This window comes from Marinobacter sp. L-13 (genome assembly GCF_056857715.1).
Genome location: NZ_JBSXNQ010000061.1, coordinates 72,496 through 88,830, shown reverse-complemented (window position 1 = coordinate 88,830; position 16,335 = coordinate 72,496). Strand labels below are relative to the sequence as shown.

Here is a 16,335-nt window from a genome sequence, read left to right as displayed (position 1 = left end):
AATCAGGTTTTTCCGGTCAGCCGTTCAAGCAACACCAATTGTGAGGCAAGGCGCTCTTCACCTTCTGCGGGCTGGTTCTGAATATAACTGCCGTCCGGTTGCAGTACCCAGGACTGGCAATTGTCGGCCAGGTAGGTATCCAGATCTTCTCTGACCCGGGCGGCAAGATCAGGATCGTCCAGGGGGAAAGCGGTTTCCACCCGGCTGAGCAGGTTCCGTTCCATACCATCGGCACTCGAACAGTACACATCCGGGCGGCCATTGTTGCCAAAGTAGTAGACACGGGTGTGCTCCAGGAAGCGGCCAATGATCGACCTCACCCGAATATTCTCCGAGAGGCCCGGCACTTCCGGACGCAGACAACAGATGCCGCGGATGATCAGATCGATTTTCACACCGGCCTGTGAAGCCCGGTAAAGCGCCTTGATCAGCTGGATTTCCGTCAATGCATTGAACTTGAAGATGATCCGGCCCTTGTCCCCAAAGCCCGCTTCCCGATCAATCAGGCTCAGTAGCCGGGGATGGAGGGTGAAGGGCGAATGAAACAGCTTCTTGATCTTCAGGGCCTTACCCATGCCGGTAAGCTGCTGGAACAGCTTGTTGACGTCGTCGCTGATGGACTCATCGCAGGTCATGAAGCTGTAGTCGGTATACAGACGGGCGTTACCGGCATGGTAGTTACCGGTGCCCAGGTGCACATAGCGGCGCAGCCGTCCCTCCTCACGCCTCACAATCAGAATCATCTTGGCGTGGGTTTTGTAACCAACCACGCCGTATACCACGATCACGCCCGCTTCCTGCAGCCGACTGGCCAGCTCGAGGTTCTCGGCCTCACTGAATCGCGCCCGTAACTCGATAACCGCGGTAACCTCCTTGCCGCGGCGGGCCGCATCCGCCAGCGCCTCGACAATCTCCGAGTCTGCCCCCGTCCGATATAGGGTCTGGCGAATCGCCAGAACCTGAGGATCCTTGGCGGCCTGGCGCAACAGATCAACGACCGGGCTGAAATTTTCGTAAGGGTGCAACAATAGAATCGGGCGCTTGCGAATGGCATCGAACATCGATTCCTTGCTGCGTATCAGCTTGGGAATCGACGGCGAAAAACCGGAATAGGTGAGGTCCGGACGGTCCACCAGCCCTCCGACCGCCATCAATCGGGTCAGGTTCACCGGGCCATGGACCTGGTAAAGATCGCGCTCGGTCAGACCGAATTCCTTCAGCAGGAACTGAACCAGCTCTTCCGGGCAGTTGTCGGCAACCTCAAGGCGCACGCCGTCGCCAAACCGGCGACTGAGCAGCTCACCACGCAGGGCCGAGGCCAGGTCTTCCAGATCGTCTTCAAGCTCAAGGTCGGCGTTACGGGTCAGCCGGAACTGATAGCAGCCTTTCACCTCCATGCCGGGGAAGAGCTCGTCGGCGTGGGCGTGGATCATGGACGACAGGAACACCAGGTTTTCGCCACCATTGCAGACATCATCAGGCAGACGGACCAGGCGGGGCAGCGAACGCGGAGCCGGCACAATCGCCATGCCGGTTTCCCGCCCGAAGGCGTCCTTGCCGTCCAGCTCAACAATGAAGTTCAGGCTTTTGTTGACCAGACGCGGGAACGGGTGCGAAGGATCCAACCCGATGGGGCTGACCACCGGCAGGATCTCCTCCTCGAAATAAGTGCGCACCCACTCCGCCTGCTCCGGCGTCCACTCCCGGCGCCGGACAAAGTGAATGTTCTGCTCTTCCATCTCGGGAATCAGCACATTGTTCAGTATGTCGTACTGCTCGCGAATGTACTCGTGAGCAACACGGCTGATCTCCGCCAGGGCCTGGTCCGGCATCATGCCATCGGCACCAACGGTCTCACGGCCGTATTTCATCTGCTGCCTTAGACCGGCCACACGGATCTCGAAGAACTCGTCCATGTTGCTGCTGAAAATGCAGCAGAAAATCAGACGATTGATCAACGGGTGCGTCGTATCCAGGGCCTGCTTGAGCACGCGGTAATTAAACTGGAGCTGGCTCAGTTCCCGGTTGAAGTAATTTTCATTGGCATCCAGGTTGATCTCCTCACCAACCGGGGGCACATCCACCGGCGCAGGCACACTCCGGTCATCCCCTGCCGTCTGATTCTTCGCCGTTTCCGTTGTCATGATTCCTCGATTCCAGTGTGTTCGCCACTGCTGGCGAATGATTTTGGCCTTATCCGCGCTGACGGTCCCGCATCAGTCGGGCCGCGCGCACGGCAAAGTAGGTCAGGATTCCGTCGGCCCCGGCTCTGCGCATGGCCATCAGGCTTTCCATCATCACCGCATCCCCGTCGAGCCAGCCGTTCTGGGCTGCGGCCATATGCATGGCGTATTCGCCACTGACCTGGTAAACAAATGTTGGTACCCGCAATTCCGTCTTCACCCGGTGCACGATATCGAGATACGGCATACCGGGCTTGATCATCACCATGTCTGCGCCTTCGGCCAGGTCCATCGAGACCTCATGCAATGCCTCGTCACCGTTGGCCGGATCCATCTGGTAGGTCGCCTTGTTACCCTTGCCGAGATTGGCGGCCGAGCCTACCGCATCACGGAAAGGCCCGTAATAGCTTGATGCGTACTTGGCAGAATAGGCCAGGATCCGTGTGTTCACATGGCCGCCGTTTTCCAGCGCTTCGCGAATGGCACCAATACGGCCATCCATCATGTCAGACGGTGCGACCACATCGGCGCCCGCATCGGCATGGGAGAGCGCCTGGTTGACCAGTGCCTCGACCGTCACGTCATTGAGGACATAACCGTCGTTATCGATGATGCCGTCCTGGCCATGGGTGGTGAAAGGGTCCAGCGCCACGTCTGTAATCACTCCGAGTTCCGGGTGGGCCGACTTGAGGGCGCGAACCGCTCTCTGCGCCAGACCATCGGAATCCCAGGCTCCGGAGCCGGAGAGATTTTTCTTCTCGGCCGGAACTACCGGAAACAGGGCAATTGCCGGGATACCCAATTCGACCAGCTCCGCAGCCTGTTCAACCAGCAGATCAATGCTCAGGCGCTCCACTCCCGGCATTGAGGGCACCTGTTCCCGCTGGCCCTCACCCTCCAGCACGAATACCGGATAGATCAGGTTGTCCGGCGTGAGCTGGTTTTCCCGAACCAGGCGACGCGAGAAATCGCTGGCCCGGTTACGGCGTAAGCGGGTGGCAGGAAAAGTACGGGGAGTCGGAATCGGCACTGACAACCTCCTGGATGGCTGAACAAAAAGTCTGATGGACCGTCTCGGCATCCGCCGGGCGCCCTTTGCGCCATCATACACGGCCGGCGCCGCTGGTTGCAGACTCCCCTGGCAGGATAGGGCGATTAAATGACAGGTTAATTACCGTATCGAATCCAGCGCCTCGGCTCGAACCTGTTCGGTTTCATTGAAGTGGCTGGCCCTCAGACGCTCCAGCGCCTGTTGACGTTCCGGCTCGGCAAGCCCGGGGGACAATAGCCGGTCCCGCTCCTGTGAATAGACTTGCCAGCGGCGGTCCCAGTTCTTTTGTTCCTCCTCAAGGCGGGCCAGCCTGTCCGCCGCGGCTTCCCCAAAGGCCTCCTGACGCCAGGCCTCGAGCGCCCGGGGATCATCCGCCAACTCCCGGCGCACCTGTTCATAGTCTGCAAACCGTCGGGTCTCCTCCCTGGCCTTGCGGAGCGGCTCCGGCAAGGCAGACTCGGCCTGGCGAAGAGCCTCTGCTTTCTGCTCATCGGTCAGGCTGTCATCGCTTGCGATCCTGAGCTTTTCGATCTGGAAGCGGTCGACTGCCTCATCGTCAGCAAAGAAAGCGGCGGCGGTATCGGCATCAAGCCAGGTCCGCCGCAGTGCCTGGATCTCTGCCATCCTTCGCTGCATCTCACCCGCGCCAAGCCCGGACACCTCACCATAGCTTTGTTCCAGCTCAGAAACCGCAAGTTTGTATTCCAGGTAGTTTCCAAGGGTTACCAGGGCCTGGGATCTCGCTGGCTCTTCCAGGCCCGACAGCGCCGCTTCAATGCGCGCCACCAACGCTTGCAGCGATTCCTCTCCCAGGGCTGACAGGAAATACTCGAACAGCTGTCGCAGATGCGGGGTCGGGACAAGATTGCCGAACCTGTCCGTTCGGGCCCAACCATCCGGGACCGAGGTGCCGGCCAGCGAGGCTGGCAACTGCTCGGGAACACGGACCGTGGAAGCGTTGTTTACCAGGTCGGAGGGCGCAGAAGCGGCCGCCCCCTTGTTCAGTGATTTCAGAGACTCATCAACAGGCGCCGATACGACCGGCTCACCCTCGGCAGCCGGATCTGTCGTCATCAGCCAGAAGCTGGCAACAGCTGCTATGATCAGTAGCAAAACAAGGAAAAGATGGATTCGGCGCTTCATTACCACACAGGAGTCCGGATTACGGGTGACTGGCGATTTGCCCGGGCTAACGGCGCAAAATGATAATGAACGAGGATAAACGACGCTGACAGGTCATACCGAGACAGGGATCAAAAACGGAGCCGGGGCGAAGCGCCCCGGACTGCCGTCTGAACGTTCAGAGGGAGCGGTTGTTAAAACCCACTTCCACCTTGCGAGGCGTATCAGAACGGAAGGAGGTATCTACTTCCTGGATCCTTCCGCCCTGGCTCAGGAACGCTTCGATGTCTGCCTGCAACTGTGCGCGAACGCGGGCACGGCCGGCGATGGAATGGTTGTCGTCACTGTCGCTGGTCCAGCTTCCGGACTGCTCCAGATTGCTTTCGTCGAATTCACTCATGATCTTTTCTCCATCAACGAAAACAGATGGTCGAGTGCTGCGACCCCGCAGGGAACCTCACTCCGTATCGACGAACGACCGCCTGCGGCTTCGTCTTGGCGTCTTTATAATCTGCTTTTCGTGACCACGCTATTTATTGGCAACGACTTTTTTGTAAATTTTTGTAAACTACAACAAACAATTGAATTACATGAGAAAATTTTATATTCGTCTGTAGATCAAAAAATTGACAGAAAGAATGAATAGTGATTCACTACTTATAGGGAGCCCGAATGGCCTATCGAGAAACGGAAAAAATGCGCCAGCGCAAGGCGGAGGCGCGCAAACGGATTGTGGACTGCACTTATCAGTGCGTGGCCGAAGGCGGTTTTCGAAGCGCGCGGGTTACCCGGATCGCCGGGCTGGCCGGCGTTGCCATAGGAACTATCTACCGGCACTTCGAGTCCAGAGAGGACCTGTTCGCCGAGATTTTCCGGCTGGCAACCCAGCGGGAGGTCGACAAGGTCGCCGAAGCTCTGGCCTCCGATGGCAACGCCGCCGAGCGGCTTGAGCGGGCACTCAGACAATTTGCCGAGCGGGCACTGAAAGGCCCGCAAATGGCCTGGTCACTGATCGCCGAGCCGGTGGACCCGAAAGTGGAAGAAGAACGACTGGCATACCGCAAGGCGTACGCCAACCTGTTCGAAAAAGCGATCCGCGAAGGCATTGAAGAAGGATGCATCCCGGATCAGGACGCTCGCCAAAGCAGCACCTGCCTGGTGGGCGCCATAGCGGAAAGCCTGGTTGGCCCCCTGTCACCGACACAGACCAGCCAGGCCACCAGCACAACAGAAGACAACAATGACCCGCTGGTCAATTCCATCATCTGCTTTTGTATGCAGGGGTTGACCGGCACCAGGAGGTAGCTATGAACGCGCGGCAGCCCGGGCCAGAGACGCCATCAAACGACCAGGAAGATCGCTACCTGGCCAGCACCCACGAGGTCTTCAACCAGCCACCGGCCCTGGAGAACTATAACCTGTTCGAACAGGACATTGCCCTGCAGGAAGCTGCCCTCCGGGAGGGCGCCGGTAAAGCTGCCGAGGACCTCAAGGCATTCGGAGCCCTGGCCGGGGCCGCGCAGACCATTGACCTGGGGTTTCGCGCCAACGCCAACAAACCGGTCTTCAACACCCATGACCGTTTCGGCCACCGCATCGACGAAGTGGACTTCCATCCGGCCTATCATGAGCTGATGCGGATTGCCTTCGACAATGGTCTCCACAGCAGCCCCTGGAGCCATCCAGGCCAGGGCGCGCATGTTGCCCGCGCAGCCAAGTACTACATGCACTCCCAGGTGGAGGCCGCCCACTGCTGCCCTGTAACCATGACCTTTGCCGCCATCCCGTCAATTCGCAAGCAGCCGGAACTGGCGGCCGACTGGGAAGCCAGGATCCTGGCCGACAGCTACGATCCCCGCAACCTGCCGGACAGCCAGAAAAGTTCCGTGACCATTGGCATGGCCATGACCGAGAAACAGGGTGGCAGCGACGTTCGCGCCAACAGCACCAGGGCCTACCCGATCGGCGCGGGAGGCCCGGGCCAGGCCTATGAGCTGGTGGGTCACAAATGGTTTGTCTCTGCTCCCATGTGCGACGCTTTCCTGGTACTGGCTCAGACACAGTCAGGACTGTCGTGCTTCCTGATGCCCCGCTGGCGCCCGGACGGCACCAAGAACCCCTGGCAGGTCCAGCGCCTCAAGAACAAAATGGGCAACGTTGCCAACGCCTCCAGCGAAGCCGAACTGCGCGGCGCCCTTGCATGGATGGTTGGCGAGGAAGGCCGCGGCGTGCCCACCATCATTGAAATGGTGGCCATGACCCGCTTCGACTGCATGATCGGCAGCTCCGCCGGCATGCGTCAGGCCATCGCCCAGGCCAGTCACCACTGCCGTCACCGCAGCGCCTTCGGTGCCCGCCTGATCGATCAGCCTCTGATGCAGAATGTTCTGGCCGACCTGGCCCTGGAAAGCGAAGCGGCACTGGCCTATACCATGCGCATCGCCCGCGCCCTGGACAACCAGGACAAAGAACACGAACGACTGCTGGCCCGCCTCGCGACACCGGTCGGCAAATACTGGATCTGCAAACGCACCCCGAACCATGCCTATGAGGCCATGGAATGCATCGGCGGCAGCGGCGTGATGGAAGACTGCATCATGCCCCGGCTGTTCCGGGAATCTCCCGTCAACGCCATCTGGGAAGGCAGTGGCAACGTTCAGTGCCTGGACACCCTGCGCGCCCTGCAAAAAGAGCCTGAAACCCTCGACGCCTTCTTCAAGGAAGCCGCTGAAGCCAAAGGCGCCGATCGCCGCTTCGACCAGTTCCTGGCGCAGCTGCAACACGACTTCGCCGACATCAGCGATTTCCAGTACCGCGCCCGCAACCTGGTCGATCGCATGGCCCTGGCCCTGCAGGGCTCCCTGCTGCTCCGCCACTCGGATGCCGCCGTCGCCGACGCCTTCTGCGCCTCGAGACTCGAGTCCAGTGGCGGCATGAACTACGGCAACCTGCCCTCGGGCACCGATCCGGCAGCCATTATCAAACGGGCAACGCCTGTAGTAGGCTAAGTTGCTATTGGAAGCCCACTGAGAACTCTGAGAGTCGATGGGGAATCCCCTCCCAAAAATGTGCGGAGCCATGGATGGCGGAGCCCAAGCGCCACAGGGATGTGCCGCAAGGAGCGTTTTTTGGGAGGGGATTTCTCATCGACTCCAGCACGGAATCAAAGATGTCAGAAGCCCTGAGAAAACTCCTGCGGGAAGGCCAAAAGCCCCAACAGCCGGTTATAACGCCCCACGTGGGCGTACTGACCCTGCACTTCCAGCTCTACGGCTGCGACGACCTCAAAGCCAAACGCAAAGTCTTCACCGCCCTGAAGGCCGTCTGGGGCAAAGAACCCGACCTCGCCGTCGCCGAAACCGCCGACCAGGAGGCTCTCGACTGCGCCACCTGGACCATCGCGGCCCTGGGCACCTCCTCACAGCAGATTACCCAGCGTCTGGACCAGATCGAAAAAGCCATCGAAGAACGCGTGGATGCTGCCATACTGGATATACACCGGGAAATACTCTGACCGTATAACCCCGAGGGCCGCGTGTGGCGTAACCTGTCGCCAGGCCGTATACTACGCCCCCTCAGGGATGCCAGTGCGCCTGCCAGCGGCAGGCGACCAGACATTAATGCCGGACAGCAATGCCGGCCGTATCCGCAGGGCATCCGGAACCGGCCCTTCGGATGACCACTGATTGTGAGTGGCGCCTATGACCGGAAAGAAAAAATCCGCCCAGGCCTCGGTAGAGGCCATGTATCGCGTATTCACGGTGCCCGAGGCGCCGGAATCGACGCTGAGCCGGATTGACCAGAACATCTCCCGCAATCTTGCAGGCTTTCTGCAGGAGCACATCGTTGCGGTAGAACGGGACCTCTCGGATGTGGAGAAAGACTTCTCCGACTACAGCATTCCCGAGAAGCCGGTCTTTGTGTCTGAACAGGCCCAGTTCCTGCTCGACAAACTGGTGGCCAACTCCGTTCACACCGCCTCACCAGCCTTTATCGGGCACATGACCTCAGCGCTGCCGTATTTCATGCTGCCGCTGTCGAAAATCATGATTGCCCTGAACCAGAACCTGGTCAAAACCGAAACCTCCAAGGCGTTTACCCCCATGGAGCGCCAGGTGCTGGGCATGATTCACCGGCTGGTATACCAGGAAGACGGCGCCTTCTACCGCAAGTGGATGCACGACCCCCGTTACGCCCTGGGTGCCATGTGCTCTGGTGGCACAGTCGCCAACCTCACCGCCCTGTGGGTCGCCCGCAACCGGGCCTTCCCGGCCGAGGGCAGCTTCCGCGGACTGCACCAGGAAGGCCTGTTCCGGGCTCTGAAATACTACGGCTACGAAGGCGCCGCCATCGTCGTCTCGCGCCGCGGCCATTATTCCCTACGCAAAGCCGCCGACGTACTCGGCCTGGGCCGGGAATCCCTGATTCCCGTGGATACCGACGACGAAAACCGCATCAACACCGATGCCCTGCGGGACAAGTGCCTGGAACTGCAGCGCCAGAAAATCAAAGTCATGGCCATCTGCGGCGTGGCCGGCACCACCGAAACCGGCAACGTCGACCCTCTGGACGCCATGGCCGACATCGCCCGCGAATTCGGCGCCCACTTCCACGTGGACGCCGCCTGGGGCGGGCCCACGCTGTTCTCCCGCACCTACAAACACCTGCTGCGCGGTATCGAGAAGGCAGATTCCGTCACTTTCGACGCCCACAAACAGCTCTACGTCCCCATGGGCGTGGGCCTGGTGGTCTTCCGCGACCCGAGCCTCGCCAGCGCCGTGGAACACCACGCCCAGTACATCATCCGTAAAGGCTCCCGGGACCTGGGCAGCACCACCCTCGAGGGCTCACGGCCCGGCATGTCCATGCTGATCCACTCCGGCCTGAAAATCCTGGCCCGGGAAGGCTACGAGATCCTGATCGACCAGGGTATCGACAAGGCCAAGACCTTCGCGGAAATGATCGAAGCAGAACCGGATTTCGAACTGGTCACGAGACCGGAACTGAACATCCTGACCTACCGCTACTGCCCGGAAAACGTCCAGGAAGCCCTCGCCTGCGCCGACCCGCTGCAGGCGGAAAAGCTCAACACCTGTCTGAACCGGATTACCAAGTTCATCCAGAAAACCCAGCGGGAACGGGGCAAGGCGTTCGTGTCACGTACCCGACTGGAGCCGGCCCGTTACTACAACTTCCCGTGCATCGTGTTCCGGGTGGTACTGGCCAACCCTCTGACGACCAAAGAAATCCTGGCCGACATCCTTTCGGAACAGAGAGAGTTATCACGGGATGAGGGCATAGAGGATGAGATCAGCATCCTGCACCAGATGGCGGATGCGGTATTGAAGCAGGCGACGCCGAACGCGAGACAGGCCTGAAGAGTCCAGAAGACTTAGCCATGGCGATTTTAGGCAACAACCATGGCTCAGTTGAGCCGGGCGGGGGATGGTTCAAAAACTGTGCGGAGCCAGGGATGGCGGAGCCAAGCGTACAGGGACGTATTCACAGCGTGTTTTTGAACCATCCCCCGCCCGGCTCGCTTCTCCCAAGCCTGCAGACAAGGCCTTAGTACAGGGCCTCTTCATCATCCAGAACATCATGGATGATATCCAGGAACATCTTATCCGCCTCACTCCAGTTCTCGGGAATCCGGATATTGGTGCTGGCACTGATTTCCTGCGCAATCAGCTCCTCGGCATTCGGCTGACCCCGGTGCTTGCGAGCAATCTCCATGGACTTGACGGCAATGGTCGGGTCGCTCAAAACCTTCTTGATGAAGGTCCTCAGCTCATTAATCATCTTCGCCTGACGGCCTTCAACGGATGAACTCATACTTCACTCCACGGACAAATAGGCTTGAGGGGTGAAACACCCCTTTTTACAGATAGTATGACCAAACTCGGTTTATACAACCAGCCCGGTCAGATCAACAAGCCTCGCAGGGTGAAGAACAGAATCGCTGCCATAATGGCCGATGCCGGTACGGTGATGATCCAGGCTGCGGCAATGCGCACCAGATGCGAACGCTTCACCAGCTCTTCCCGGTAGATCTTCTTCAGGCGTTTACGCTCGGACTTGGACAGAGGGACCTGCTTTTTCTTCTTGGCCCGCTTGAGCAGGTTCTCCATCTCCTCAACCGACGCATTGCGGAAATCATCCAGGAACGGCTTCAGACGCTCCTGCTCGGCAGGATCATGGTGCTCCATGATCTTGTGCAGCTGGGTTGCGTAGTTGGACTTCAGGTACTCCCGAAGGAAGCCAACGCCGAACACGCCACCAATCGCGATATGGGTGGAGCTAACAGGCAGGCCAAGCTGAGACGCAAGGATCACCGTGAGCGCTGCCGAAAGCGCGATGCAGAACGCCCTGGTCTTATCCAGTTCGGTGATTTCGCTGCCGACGGTCTTGATCAGGCGTGGGCCGAACAGCATCAGGCCAACGGCCAGACCCAGGGCACCCACCATCATGACCCACAGGGGAATATTCGCTGACATAACCACCGAATCAGCCGAGAGGGCATCGTTAATGGCAGCGAGCGGACCAATGGCGTTCGCCACGTCGTTGGCGCCGTGGGCGAAACTCAGCAGCGCCGCGGCAAAAATCAGCGGCCAGGTGAACAGGGCGTTTACCCCGGCGGAGCTGTTTTCCATGGTCGAGGCCATGCGACCCACCAGGGTACGCATGACAAAGAACACCACGGCGGCGGCAGCGAGGCCGATCAGAGTCGCTTCCATAAAATCGACTTTGACGATTTTCTTGACGCCCTTGATCATCAGATAGGTGCCGAAAGCCCAGGCCATAATTGCGACCAGCCAGGGCACGAACGTGCGGGCGGCCGGAATGACCTCCTTGCGATAAAGCACGGTCTTCTTGATCGCGAACAGGAACAGGGCCGCCAGCGCACCACCAAGAACCGGGGAAATCACCCAGCTGGCGGCAATCTTGCCCATCACCGCCCAGTCAGCGATACCCCAGCCGCCGGCAGCGATACCGGCGCCGAGAACACCACCAACGATGGAATGCGTCGTGGAGACAGGGGCTCCCATCCAGGTGGCCAGGTTCAACCAGAGCGCACCCGCCAGCAAGGCTGCGGTCATCAACCAGACAAAAGCCCGGCCTTCTTCAAGGCTCGAGGGATCGATGATGCCGCCCTTGATGGTGGAAACCACGTCACCGCCGGCAATGATTGCGCCGCTTGCTTCAAAAATGGCGGCAATCACCACGGCCGCACCCAGGGACAGGGCCCCGGAACCAACAGCAGGCCCTACGTTGTTGGCAACGTCGTTGGCGCCGATATTGATCGCCATGTAACCGCCAATGACCGCAGCGGCCATCAGCAGCATGTTGTTAGGCATTCCCTGACTGAAAGATCCGACAGTCAGCCACACGCCAAGTAGGAAAAGCAGGCTGATGCCGACCCTGTATCGTTCCGTGGTAGGGCTGGTGAGAAGGGTATCCAGTAATCCGCTCGAACGGGCCATAACAGCTCAGGTCTCGTTTAGTCTGTGGGGATTGGGAGCGAGCTCTGTCGCGCGGCAACTATAAAATTTTTGACATGAAAATGAAATAAAACGGTCACATTTCACACAAAGTAAACACATCACAGACGGAACTGCAAAAATTCACTAAATTGACCCATAATTCCGGCGAATAGCGTCAAAATTATAAAAATAGCAAACAAGGTCTCCATGCCCCATCCAACTTCCTCCGGGCAGCTCGCTGCCGGCGAACGGGAAGATGCCCAGGTCTCGCGACTTCTGACCTGGCTGTCTGCAACCGCCATTGGTTTCCTGATTGGCATCGGCGCCAAGGCCTGGTTCGCCGGGCACTCGACCCATGCCTGGGTGCTCTGGTCTTTTATCGGCCTGATTGCCCTGAACATGCTTTACTTCGCCAGCACCGGAAACCGTGCCCTCCAGAAAGCAGGGATGATCGTGATTGTGGGGCTGCTTTTCACCTACCTGATCGCCTCCGGCGGCGAGAGCAACACCGGGCCACTCTGGTTTTATGTCTTCCCCCCTCTCCTGTTTTATCTGACCGATCTCAAAACCGGCACGGCGGTTCTGCTTTTCTGCTACCTCGTTGCCGTCGTGGTGTTCCAGTTTCCCGGGCTTCCTCTGGTCTCCGCGGAATACAGCATGGATTTCAAGATCCGGTTTTTCGCAGCCCTGACCTTCGAATCCATTTTCTGTTTCGTGCTTGAAGCCAGCCGCCTGAAGGCACGCAATGAACTTCTCACCCTCGCCGAAACCCATGAGCATGCAGCACGAACCGACGAACTCACCGGGCTGGCCAACCGGCGCGACATGCAGAGTCGCCTGGCGATGGAGTTTTCCCGTTACCAGCGTTCCGGCCACCATTTCTCCATTGCCCTGATCGATCTGGACCTGTTTAAACAGATCAACGACCAGTTCGGCCACGATGCCGGTGATGACGTCCTGCGCGAGTTCGCCGGACTGATAAGAACGGTGATCCGGCAGGCGGATGTCGCAGCCCGGTGGGGCGGTGAGGAATTTCTGGTGTTGTTGCCGGATACCTCCCTGTTGCAGGCGCTGACCCTGGCAGAGCGGTTGCGTTCTGACGTGTCCAGGCATGCGTTCCGGTTCAGGGATCAGGCATTGCCGGTGACCATCAGTGCCGGCGTCTGCTCCATTGCCAAGGCCCGCTCACTGGACGATCTGCTCAAGCAGGCCGACCTGCATCTCTACAATGCCAAGGAATCCGGACGTAACCGGATAGCGCCCCGGGTCCGAAGCCAGGAAACCGACTCTTCGCCCTCGCCGTCTCCTTGAGGCGGCAAAGCACTCCCGCTATGATCGTGCGCCACCGAACGACCGTAAGGTCATTCCTCAGGCGACGAATGGATAACCTATGACATCAATCAGAATCCTGGTGGGCAGCGTCTATGGCGGCGCGCTCCTGACGGCCAGAACGCTCAAGAAAGAGCTTGAGGGGGAAGGTCACCACGTGACCGTGTTGGAAAATCCGGCACTGGATGACATCACGTCGAACAACGATGCGCTACTGGTATGCACATCGACAACCGGACAGGGCGAGCTTCCGGCCAATCTGCTGCCCTTCTACCTGGACCTGAGGGACCAGTTGCCACAACAACCCGGCCGGCCGTTTGGCATCATCGTCCTGGGTGACAGCTCCTACGGAGATACTTTCTGTGGCGCTGGCGACCTCATGGAGGAAGCGCTTTACGAAACCGCTGCCCGTAAGGTTGGTGACACGCTTCGGATTGATGCCCTGGAAACCATGGAACCGGAGGCCGAAGCGCTGCCCTGGGTCCGGGGGTGGCTGGAGCAGATCTGAGACACGGCTACAAAAATTTGCCAATCAGGCTCTGCCAGCGACTTGAGCCGCCAAAGACGACACGCCATACTCCCAGAGACAATGACAATTAAGCGGTACGACGTGGCATCCACCCTCTGGCTTCGTTTACTGATAACACTTTTGCTGTTATCCGGCCTGTCCGCCCCATCCTTCGGGGCCGAGGATTCCTATGTTCCGCAAATCGAGTACCTGCGCGTTGCCCCCGACAACAAGCTGACGGTCAGTGAAGCCCTGGCCTCCGACAGCTGGCAAACTCTCGAGGAAAAAAGTCCGAATTTTGGCTATATCCGCGATACCGTCTGGCTTCGGTTTCCGGTATCGCAGCCGGCGACCATCAACCTTCTTGAAGTTCGCTACTCGCAATTGGATAAAGTGACCTTCCACCTGATTGAGAACGGCCGAATCGCACGGCGGGTGGAGACCGGAGACCACGTTCCGTTTGAACAGCGCCCGATACTGCACCGCCATTTCCTGTTCCCCTTCGAGCAAAGCATAGCCAGCGAGTACCAGATTCTGCTGGAGGTGCGCACCGAGGGGGCCATGCAGATTCCGGTTCGTCTCTGGAACGCCCAGGCGTTCTTCGAGCATTCTTCCACCGAAGACCAGATGCACGCGCTTTACTACGGCATCCTGATCACGGTGATTTTCTTCAACCTGTTTATTTTTGCCGCGCTACGAGAGCCGGTATACCTGCTCTACGTGCTCTCGACACTCGGCTATCTATTACTTATCGGAAGCCTGAATGGCTCAACTTATCAGTTTCTCTGGCCTGACAGCCCTGCCCTACAGAATCAGATCATGTTGCTGGCTGTGCCTTTCTCTCTTTTCTTCACCCTGGTGTTCTCCCGCTCATTCCTGAAACTTGAACACACCGGGCCTGTTCTGAACCGGCTCGTACTGTTCATGATCTCACTGAATGCAGTGGTTGGTCTGATGACATTCTTTCTGGACTACAGCACGGGCAGCCGACTGACCGTGGCCCTGGCAATACCCAGCTGCCTTTTGCTCACTGTTCTGGGGCCCGTGCAATGGTGGAAGGGGAACCCGCAAGCCGGTTATTACACGGTGGCCTGGGCGGCACTGACACTGGGCAGCGCAATAACCGCGGCCAACAAGTACGGCCTGCTGCCAAACAATTTTGTGACCACCTACGGTATGCAGATTGGGTCGGCACTGGAGGCCATTCTGCTCACGCTGGCCCTCGCGGCGCGAATTTATCAGGAACGCCAGGACAAGGTTGACGCCCGGGAAGCCGAACTGAATGCTCTGGCAGCACGACGGTCAGCAGAGCTGAAACTGATGGATCATGCGCTGCATAATCCCCTTACCGGCCTCCCCAATCGGAGCAGCCTGGAAATGATGCTGAACGACCTGATGCTGCGCAGCCCCGAGCGACGCTATGGCGTCGCCGTCATCCACCTGAATAACCTGCAGTCGGTCACGAAGACGCTGGGGCATCGCAACAGCGACCGCATTCTGGCGCTGGCATCCAAGCACTACAATGCCGTGGCGAGGGAGCTCCCGGGCGCCTTGCCGATTGAGCAGAGTGATCAGCGCAATTTCTACCTGGCGTCACTGGACCCACAGACATTCGCCTTTGTTGTCGACGCCGATGCAACCGGCCACGTTCCCAGAGCCATTCTGAAGGCGCTGGAGGGCATACGCTACCCGATCGACTATCTGGGCATGCAGATACCTCTGGACCCCGCCCTGGGAGTGGCAATTTTTCCCGAGCACGGCACCGATGCCAATACCCTGATACGTCGGGCAGTGATCGCTGAAGGATCCGACTCTGCGCGGGAACGTGGCATAGCCTATTACAAATCCAAAAAGGACTCCTACAGCGCCGACCGATTGACCCTGGTGTCGGAGCTACGGCATGCGCTCAATACCAACGAGCTCGCTCTGTTCATGCAACCCAAGCAGAGCCTGAAAACCGGTCGAATCGTCGGAATTGAGGTTCTGATCCGTTGGCCCGGCCGGGTAACCCCCTCCGCGCCGACGAGATCGTCAGCCTGGCCGAACAGACGGGGCTGATCAAACCAATGACCCGATGGGTTCTCGAACAATCGCTTGAGCTACGGTCGCGATTGTTGGAGCGCGGCTGGCCCCTGAACATATCCATCAACATTTCACCCAACAACCTGCGCGAACCGGATTTTCCCATTTTTGTGCAGCGCCTGATGAGCAGCTACCACAGCCATCGGGGCGCAATCATTTTTGAAGTAACGGAAACGTCCATGATGCAGGACCCGGCCAACTCCCTGCGGGCGCTGAACTCGCTGAGTGCCACGGGAATCCCCGTGTCGATCGATGACTTCGGGTCCGGTTATTCCTCACTGTCCTACATCAAACAGCTCCCAGCGAGCGAGGTCAAAATCGATCGGTCGCTGGTCACCGAGCTGAACACCGAGGCGGAGGACCGCGTGATCGTCCAGACCACGATAGACATGTGCCATAGCCTCGGCTACCAGGTGGTGGCCGAAGGCGTCGAGGATGAGGTCACCGCCAATCTGCTCAGGGACATGGGTTGCGACATGATCCAGGGCTACCTGCTGACACCGCCACTGCCCTTCGACGAAATGATGGATTGGCTTGATAAGAATCACCAGCAGCCGGACCATCGCAAACTGGGCTAGC

General features: G+C 59.0%; 14 protein-coding genes. 8 read left to right on the top strand and 6 right to left on the bottom strand.

Going from position 1 to position 16,335, the window contains the following annotated elements:
• Positions 1 to 2: 2 nt before the first annotated feature.
• The 4 genes from ppk1 to AC13DD_RS15110 all read right to left on the bottom strand — a co-directional run bounded on the left by ppk1 (position 3) and on the right by AC13DD_RS15110 (position 4,756).
• Positions 3 to 2,144, bottom strand: a complete 2,142-nt coding sequence (ppk1, locus tag AC13DD_RS15125) for a polyphosphate kinase 1 (protein ID WP_053113181.1) — start codon at positions 2,142 to 2,144, stop codon at positions 3 to 5.
• 49 nt (positions 2,145 to 2,193) lie between these two features.
• A complete protein-coding gene (hemB, locus tag AC13DD_RS15120) occupies positions 2,194 to 3,213 on the bottom strand; it encodes a porphobilinogen synthase (protein WP_008173501.1) in 1,020 nt (339 codons plus the stop codon).
• 141 nt (positions 3,214 to 3,354) lie between these two features.
• Complete coding sequence (locus AC13DD_RS15115) at positions 3,355 to 4,377, bottom strand: lipase secretion chaperone (RefSeq protein WP_482931386.1); 1,023 nt, start codon at positions 4,375 to 4,377, stop codon at positions 3,355 to 3,357.
• Between the two features lie 157 nt (positions 4,378 to 4,534).
• The gene (locus AC13DD_RS15110) at positions 4,535 to 4,756 is read right to left on the bottom strand and encodes a hypothetical protein (RefSeq protein WP_008173503.1); all 222 of its coding nucleotides are present in this window, start codon (positions 4,754 to 4,756) and stop codon (positions 4,535 to 4,537) included.
• A gap of 272 nt (positions 4,757 to 5,028) precedes the next feature.
• On the opposite strand from AC13DD_RS15110, the gene AC13DD_RS15105 reads away from it, so the two are divergent.
• The 4 genes from AC13DD_RS15105 (at position 5,029) to panP (ending at position 9,734) form a co-directional block, all read left to right on the top strand.
• Positions 5,029 to 5,661 (top strand): TetR/AcrR family transcriptional regulator, encoded by a 633-nt coding sequence (locus AC13DD_RS15105; protein ID WP_482931385.1) that lies wholly within the window; start codon positions 5,029 to 5,031, stop codon positions 5,659 to 5,661.
• A 2-nt stretch (positions 5,662 to 5,663) separates the two neighbouring features.
• Positions 5,664 to 7,364, top strand: a complete 1,701-nt coding sequence (locus AC13DD_RS15100) for an isovaleryl-CoA dehydrogenase (RefSeq protein ID WP_008173507.1) — start codon at positions 5,664 to 5,666, stop codon at positions 7,362 to 7,364.
• A gap of 161 nt (positions 7,365 to 7,525) precedes the next feature.
• Entirely contained in the window at positions 7,526 to 7,870 is a 345-nt protein-coding gene (locus tag AC13DD_RS15095; protein WP_053113183.1) for a DUF503 domain-containing protein, read from the top strand.
• A gap of 187 nt (positions 7,871 to 8,057) precedes the next feature.
• On the top strand, positions 8,058 to 9,734 hold the full coding sequence (gene panP / locus AC13DD_RS15090; protein WP_008173510.1) for a pyridoxal-dependent aspartate 1-decarboxylase PanP: 1,677 nt from the start codon (positions 8,058 to 8,060) through the stop codon (positions 9,732 to 9,734).
• Between the two features lie 187 nt (positions 9,735 to 9,921).
• Here panP and AC13DD_RS15085 read toward each other — a convergent pair whose 3' ends face one another.
• Both AC13DD_RS15085 and AC13DD_RS15080 read right to left on the bottom strand, forming a co-directional pair.
• Complete coding sequence (locus tag AC13DD_RS15085) at positions 9,922 to 10,188, bottom strand: hypothetical protein (protein WP_008173512.1); 267 nt, start codon at positions 10,186 to 10,188, stop codon at positions 9,922 to 9,924.
• Between the two features lie 89 nt (positions 10,189 to 10,277).
• Positions 10,278 to 11,837 carry an inorganic phosphate transporter gene (locus AC13DD_RS15080; RefSeq protein ID WP_008173514.1) on the bottom strand — a complete coding sequence of 520 codons (1,560 nt, stop codon included), beginning with the start codon at positions 11,835 to 11,837 and terminating at the stop codon, positions 10,278 to 10,280.
• A 207-nt stretch (positions 11,838 to 12,044) separates the two neighbouring features.
• Between AC13DD_RS15080 and AC13DD_RS15075 the strand changes: the two genes are divergently transcribed.
• From AC13DD_RS15075 to AC13DD_RS15060, 4 genes are all read left to right on the top strand, one after another.
• The gene (locus AC13DD_RS15075; RefSeq protein ID WP_482931384.1) at positions 12,045 to 13,148 is read left to right on the top strand and encodes a GGDEF domain-containing protein; all 1,104 of its coding nucleotides are present in this window, start codon (positions 12,045 to 12,047) and stop codon (positions 13,146 to 13,148) included.
• Between the two features lie 79 nt (positions 13,149 to 13,227).
• A complete protein-coding gene (locus AC13DD_RS15070; RefSeq protein WP_008173520.1) occupies positions 13,228 to 13,674 on the top strand; it encodes a flavodoxin in 447 nt (148 codons plus the stop codon).
• An 81-nt stretch (positions 13,675 to 13,755) separates the two neighbouring features.
• A complete protein-coding gene (locus tag AC13DD_RS15065; RefSeq protein WP_482931383.1) occupies positions 13,756 to 15,732 on the top strand; it encodes a 7TM diverse intracellular signaling domain-containing protein in 1,977 nt (658 codons plus the stop codon).
• Positions 15,666 to 16,334, top strand: a complete 669-nt coding sequence (locus tag AC13DD_RS15060) for an EAL domain-containing protein (protein WP_482931382.1) — start codon at positions 15,666 to 15,668, stop codon at positions 16,332 to 16,334. Before AC13DD_RS15065 ends, AC13DD_RS15060 begins: the two co-directional genes overlap by 67 nt.
• Position 16,335 lies beyond the last annotated feature (1 nt).

Excerpts from the sequence above, each read along its gene's own strand:
- ppk1 (WP_053113181.1), bottom strand. The coding sequence starts at position 2,144 with ATGACAACGGAAACGGCGAAGAATCAGACGGCAGGGGATGACCGGAGT.
- AC13DD_RS15115 (WP_482931386.1), bottom strand. The coding sequence starts at position 4,377 with ATGAAGCGCCGAATCCATCTTTTCCTTGTTTTGCTACTGATCATAGCA.
- panP (WP_008173510.1), top strand. The coding sequence starts at position 8,058 with ATGACCGGAAAGAAAAAATCCGCCCAGGCCTCGGTAGAGGCCATGTAT.
- AC13DD_RS15105 (WP_482931385.1), top strand. The coding sequence starts at position 5,029 with ATGGCCTATCGAGAAACGGAAAAAATGCGCCAGCGCAAGGCGGAGGCG.
- AC13DD_RS15085 (WP_008173512.1), bottom strand. The coding sequence starts at position 10,188 with ATGAGTTCATCCGTTGAAGGCCGTCAGGCGAAGATGATTAATGAGCTG.
- AC13DD_RS15070 (WP_008173520.1), top strand. The coding sequence starts at position 13,228 with ATGACATCAATCAGAATCCTGGTGGGCAGCGTCTATGGCGGCGCGCTC.
- AC13DD_RS15100 (WP_008173507.1), top strand. The coding sequence starts at position 5,664 with ATGAACGCGCGGCAGCCCGGGCCAGAGACGCCATCAAACGACCAGGAA.
- AC13DD_RS15095 (WP_053113183.1), top strand. The coding sequence starts at position 7,526 with ATGTCAGAAGCCCTGAGAAAACTCCTGCGGGAAGGCCAAAAGCCCCAA.
- AC13DD_RS15110 (WP_008173503.1), bottom strand. The coding sequence starts at position 4,756 with ATGAGTGAATTCGACGAAAGCAATCTGGAGCAGTCCGGAAGCTGGACC.
- AC13DD_RS15065 (WP_482931383.1), top strand. The coding sequence starts at position 13,756 with ATGACAATTAAGCGGTACGACGTGGCATCCACCCTCTGGCTTCGTTTA.
- AC13DD_RS15075 (WP_482931384.1), top strand. The coding sequence starts at position 12,045 with ATGCCCCATCCAACTTCCTCCGGGCAGCTCGCTGCCGGCGAACGGGAA.
- AC13DD_RS15080 (WP_008173514.1), bottom strand. The coding sequence starts at position 11,837 with ATGGCCCGTTCGAGCGGATTACTGGATACCCTTCTCACCAGCCCTACC.